This window comes from Phytoactinopolyspora endophytica (genome assembly GCF_004138495.1).
Taxonomy (GTDB): Bacteria; Actinomycetota; Actinomycetes; order Jiangellales; family Jiangellaceae; genus Phytoactinopolyspora; species Phytoactinopolyspora endophytica.
Genome location: NZ_ML142850.1, coordinates 33,989 through 38,579, shown reverse-complemented (window position 1 = coordinate 38,579; position 4,591 = coordinate 33,989). Strand labels below are relative to the sequence as shown.

Here is a 4,591-nt window from a genome sequence, read left to right as displayed (position 1 = left end):
CTCGAGGAAGTCGCCTAGCGACTCGGCAGGGGATACGCCACGGCTCGCCTGAAAGTACATGTATGGCAGGCCGGCATCCTGGCAGAACCGCTCAACAAGACGTGACTTCCCGACTTGCCGTCGGCCGCGGATGGCTACTGCTACGCCGCTACCATCGGACGCCACCAAGTCCAGCCGCTGCCGCAGCGACGCCAACTCGCGAGACCTGCCTACGAAAGGTCGTCTGTCCATTCTTGCTCCTAACGTAGATGCGTTCAAAGTTAGCAGCGATCTAAGTAAGGAGCAAGCTAAGTAAGGAGCAATCTAAGTTACAGGTACGTGCCTCCAATGGATCCCTACCTTGCGAAATCGAGATCCTCTCGGGCGAGTAGGCGATATGTCGCCATCCGTCAAGAGGGAGGAGGGAACACTGTCGTCCAGTCGCCGGCCATGCTGACCGTCGTCCATCCGAGCCGGTCCGCGATGGTGGTGATCGGCTCGGTTTCGTCGAACGTTGCGGCGCGACTCTCGTAGGCGAATTCGCGTTCGGCGTCGTCGTGGTCGATCAGGATCGCCAGGCCCGGGTGCGGGCCGGCGTTGGCCCATTCGAGCATCTCCCGGTCTCCGGCGGAGTTGCCGGCCGCGACGATCGGTGCTCGACCCAGCTGGGCCTGAATGTGCTCGACTTTGGCTGCACCTTCGTTCGCCTTTCCCATGAGCGACACGGTGCGCCTCAGCAGCGGACGGTCGTGATCGCAGCGGGCGAACTGGTAGCCGATCAACGTCCCGACCACCAGTTCCGGGGGCACACCGTAGAGGGACGGGCTGACGCAGCGGACGAACTCGGTGCCGCCACCGGACACGATGCCGACCGTGAAGTCGCGTCTGCGGAGCTCGTCGAGCAGTTCCAGCATCGGCTGGTACACGAGTGATCGGACCGGTGTATTAAAGGTCGGGTGCCGGTAGCGGCCGATGAACGTGTCCACGGCGGAGGCGAACTCTCCAGGGGTCTGACCGTCGAACAGCCCGGCGAGCGCGATGGCGATCCTCTCCAGCCCCATCTCGTCCATCGCCTCCGTATCGTTGTTCAGCACGGCGGCGAGTTCGCTGCGCCCGGCGAGCGACGGGTCGTGCGATGATCGTTGACGCAGCACGTCGACGAAGAAGTCGAGCTGTACGTAGTGTGGCCGTTCGCACCACATGGTGCCGTCGTTGTCGATGTAGGCGACCCGATCCTCAACGGGGACATCGCCGATTCCATCGAGATACTCGAGGATGGTGTTCCGTGCCGCCCCGGGGCGCCAAGAGGGAAGTCGTTCCTCGGTCACCGGTGCATCCTCCTCCGTGCGGCATCGAGACGATGCGGGTCGAGATCGATTCAGTGGGCCTCAGCTGCTCCGCGGTCGTCCAGGGTCGTCCATGCGCAGCGAAATCCGACGTGGCTCGTCCCGGTGTCGACCATCTGCGGCCGCCGTGCCGCCGGCCGGTACCGCAGGCAGTAGCTATCGGCGCAGAGATGCGAGCCCCCTTTGATCACCTTGCGGGGCACCCGGAACTGAGGTTGAACACGGTCGTAGCTGCCCTCGATGTCGCCACCGCGTGGGTTGGACGGAATGCAGCAGGGCTTGATGGCGTCCTCAGGATGTTTGCTCGTCCACCAGTCATCGGTCCATTCCCAGGCGTTTCCAGCCATGTCGAACAGGCCGAACCCGTTGGCGGGAAAGGTGCCGACCGGAGCGGTCCGCAGCCAGCCGGATTCTCCGGTCGAGCGCCAGGGGAAGTCTGGCCCGTCCCAGGTGTTGGCCATGATCCGGCCGTCAGGGCGCGCCTGGTCGCCCCAGGTGAACGCTGCCCCGTCGAGTCCGCCGCGGGCTGCGAACTCCCATTCGGCCTCTGTGGGGAGGCGGGCGCCGGCCCACGCCGCGTACGTGGCCGCGTCCTCGTGCGCGATGTGCACGACGGGGTGGTCGTCCCGATCAGCGAGGCCGGTCCCGGGGCCTTCCGGCCGGGACCAGCATGCGCCAGGCATCCAGGTCCACCATTGGCTCAGGTGGCGGAGATCGACGGCCCCGGGCGTCGGCGTGAACACGAGCGAACCCGGGACCAGGTTCTGCGGTGGCGCGCCGGGGAAGTCCGCCGGGTCGAGCGGCCGCTCGGCTACCGTGACGTACCCCGTGGCCCGTACAAAGTCGGCGAACTGCCGGTTTGTCACCTGGTAGCGGTCGATCCCGAAAGAATCGACCCGCACCCGGTGGGCCGGCGACTCCTCGGGGTAATGGTGGTTCGACCCCATCATGAACTCGCCGCCGTCGACCCGGACGACGTCGTGAAGGTCCGTGATCGTGGAACTCACGGTCGCACCTCACCAGAAGCGTCGATCACGACAAGGTCGTGCCGGAACAGACGCTCAACGAATGGCATGGCTTCGGCGCCCAGGTCGCTGATGCTTCGCTCCCCGTCGATCCGACGGAACATCTCGAGTTCCGAGACAGTGACGAACATGACGAGGTCGGTGCAGGTGTGGGCACGGTTCAACAGTGCCGCGGCGGCTCCCGGCGGTGTGCGCTCCTCGACGACAGTCGCGCTGGGTACCCGGATCGGTCGCCATCGGCGGAGGTCCGGATCGGAGAAGTCGAGGTGCCCGGACAGCGGGTCGGTCGCTGCGTAGGCGACCATCGCGTGCCGAGTGATCGTGCCGCGGAACAGTTCGACCGCGGCGAACTGGTCGGCGAGGGGGAGCGCGGCGATGCGAGCGGCATGCGGCGTCTCGCCGACCGACCCGCAGCCGGGCAGATACGGCGCCTGGTGAACCCACCGGCCGAAGCGCAGGCCTGCGTGAGCAAGAAGGTCGAACGTTTCGGGCACGGAGTACGCGCGCTCGCGCGGGTTGAGCAGCGCGTCGGCGAGCGCGTCGTCGTTGTAGAAATCGCGGCTCTCGCGGAGTAGCCGGCTGAGCGGGTGGCCGAGCGGGATCTCCCGCAGCGTGGCGACCAGATCGGCCAGCTCATCCTCCGACGACGTGATCCCGAGCCGGCGGCAGTACTCCTGCAGCAGGGACACGCCGGTCCGGCCGTAGCGGGCGTACACCATCAGGGTGAGCGCGCCTCCGGGAGCGAGGACCTCGCTCAGGCGTGACAAGCCGAGAGCCGGATCGGCGAGGTGATGAAGCACCCCGGTGCACACGACGTGATCGAACCGCTGTCCCAGCTCGTGCACCCGCTCCACCGGCAGCCGATGCGCCACGAGATTGGTGACGCCATGACGGGTGGCAAGCTCGCGGGTGTGCCAGACCGCGGCCGCGCTGACATCGACCGCGACGACGCGGGCCGAAGGTCGCCGCACAGCGTGGTGAACGGCCTGCGACGTGCCACATCCGGCGATGAGCACGGTGGTCACGGAGTCCGGGGCGCGCTCGGGCCACACCCGGTGGTGCTCGACGCGCTCGGCGTACGAGTCGTGCTCACCAGCGGTCTGTGCGTCAAAGTGCGCGACCGGAGGCGGGTAGGGATGACGGTCGTAGAACTCCGCGACCGGGTCGTCGTGGAGATAGCCCACCGCGACGGTGGTCATGAGCTGCTCATGCCGGCGCGGAGCTTCTCCATCACCTTGTCGATGCTGAACGACGCCGGTTCCTGGCGGGGCGGGAACTCCTTGAGTGTCTGCAGCATCTCGGCCACATACATCTGAGCCGGCACGAGGAGAAAGGCGTGGCTGATCAGCCAGTCGTAGTACGTGTTCGAGGTGACGTCGGCACGCTCGAACGGGTCGGTTCGCAGGTTGAAGATCTTCGGCACACGTAGCTCGGTGTACGGCTCAACCCAGACTTGCAGGGTGCCCGGCGCCCGCTGCTCGAGAAAAACGATCTTCCAGTTCTCGAACCTTAACGCGGTCAGGTCACCGTCGTCGGAGACATAGAAGAAGTCCCTGCGCGGGCTCTCGTCAACCTCGCCGGTGATGTACGGCAACTGGTCGTGACCGTCGAGATGGACGTGGTACCGCGTGCCGTTCAGCTCGGTGCCCTGTCTGAGCTGCTCTGCGATGTCGGGGTTGCCGGCCGCGGCCAGGAGGGTGACGAACCAGTCGTTATGGCTGACGATGCCGTTGAGCACCGTCCCTGCGGGAATCTTGCCCGGCCAGCGCGCCATCGCGGGAACCCGGTACGCGCCCTCCCAGTTGGAGTCCTTCTCGTTGCGGAACGGGGTCATCCCGGCGTCGGGCCATGAGTTCATGTGCGGCCCGTTGTCGGTGGAGTAGATGACGATGGTGTTGTCAGCGATGTCCAGCTCATCGAGGACGTCGAGCACCTGGCCGACGATCTCGTCGTGGTACAGCATCGTGTCGTGGTACTCGGACTGCCAGCGGCCAGAGCGCCCCTCATCCTCGGGCCGGGTATGCGTGCGGAAATGCATGTGGGTGGTGTTGAACCAGACGAAGAACGGCGTGTCCGCCTCGTGTTGACGGCGGATGTAGTCGACCGCCGCGTCGCGGAACTCTTCGTCGCAGGTCTCCATCCGCTTCTTCGTCAGCGGACCGGAGTCCTCGATGCGCTGTGTGCCATCGGGGTTGGCCCATGACTTGATGACTCCGCGTGGCCCGAATCGGTCGTGGAAGT

The 4,591-nt window shown here is 66.0% G+C and carries 5 protein-coding genes; all 5 read right to left on the bottom strand.

Annotated elements, in window-relative coordinates; all coding sequences use genetic code 11:
* A partial coding sequence (locus tag ELR45_RS36680; RefSeq protein ID WP_205855814.1) for an AAA family ATPase occupies positions 1-231 on the bottom strand: 231 nt, incomplete at its 3' end.
* A 158-nt stretch (positions 232-389) separates the two neighbouring features.
* A complete protein-coding gene (locus tag ELR45_RS03560; protein WP_129663551.1) occupies positions 390-1,307 on the bottom strand; it encodes an HAD family hydrolase in 918 nt (305 codons plus the stop codon).
* Between the two features lie 50 nt (positions 1,308-1,357).
* Positions 1,358-2,332 carry a formylglycine-generating enzyme family protein gene (locus ELR45_RS03555; protein WP_276320636.1) on the bottom strand — a complete coding sequence of 325 codons (975 nt, stop codon included), beginning with the start codon at positions 2,330-2,332 and terminating at the stop codon, positions 1,358-1,360.
* Positions 2,329-3,549: a class I SAM-dependent methyltransferase gene (locus ELR45_RS03550; protein ID WP_129663549.1), complete on the bottom strand. Its 1,221-nt coding sequence runs from the start codon at positions 3,547-3,549 to the stop codon at positions 2,329-2,331. The genes ELR45_RS03555 and ELR45_RS03550 overlap by 4 nt, the downstream gene beginning before the upstream one ends.
* Positions 3,546-4,591 (bottom strand): sulfatase-like hydrolase/transferase (locus ELR45_RS03545; RefSeq protein ID WP_205855812.1); only part of this gene is annotated, 1,046 nt, incomplete at its 5' end. The genes ELR45_RS03545 and ELR45_RS03550, both read right to left, overlap by 4 nt.

Coding starts and splice junctions, on each gene's coding strand:
- ELR45_RS03550 (WP_129663549.1), bottom strand. CDS start 3,549: ATGACCACCGTCGCGGTGGGCTATCTCCACGACGACCCGGTCGCGGAG.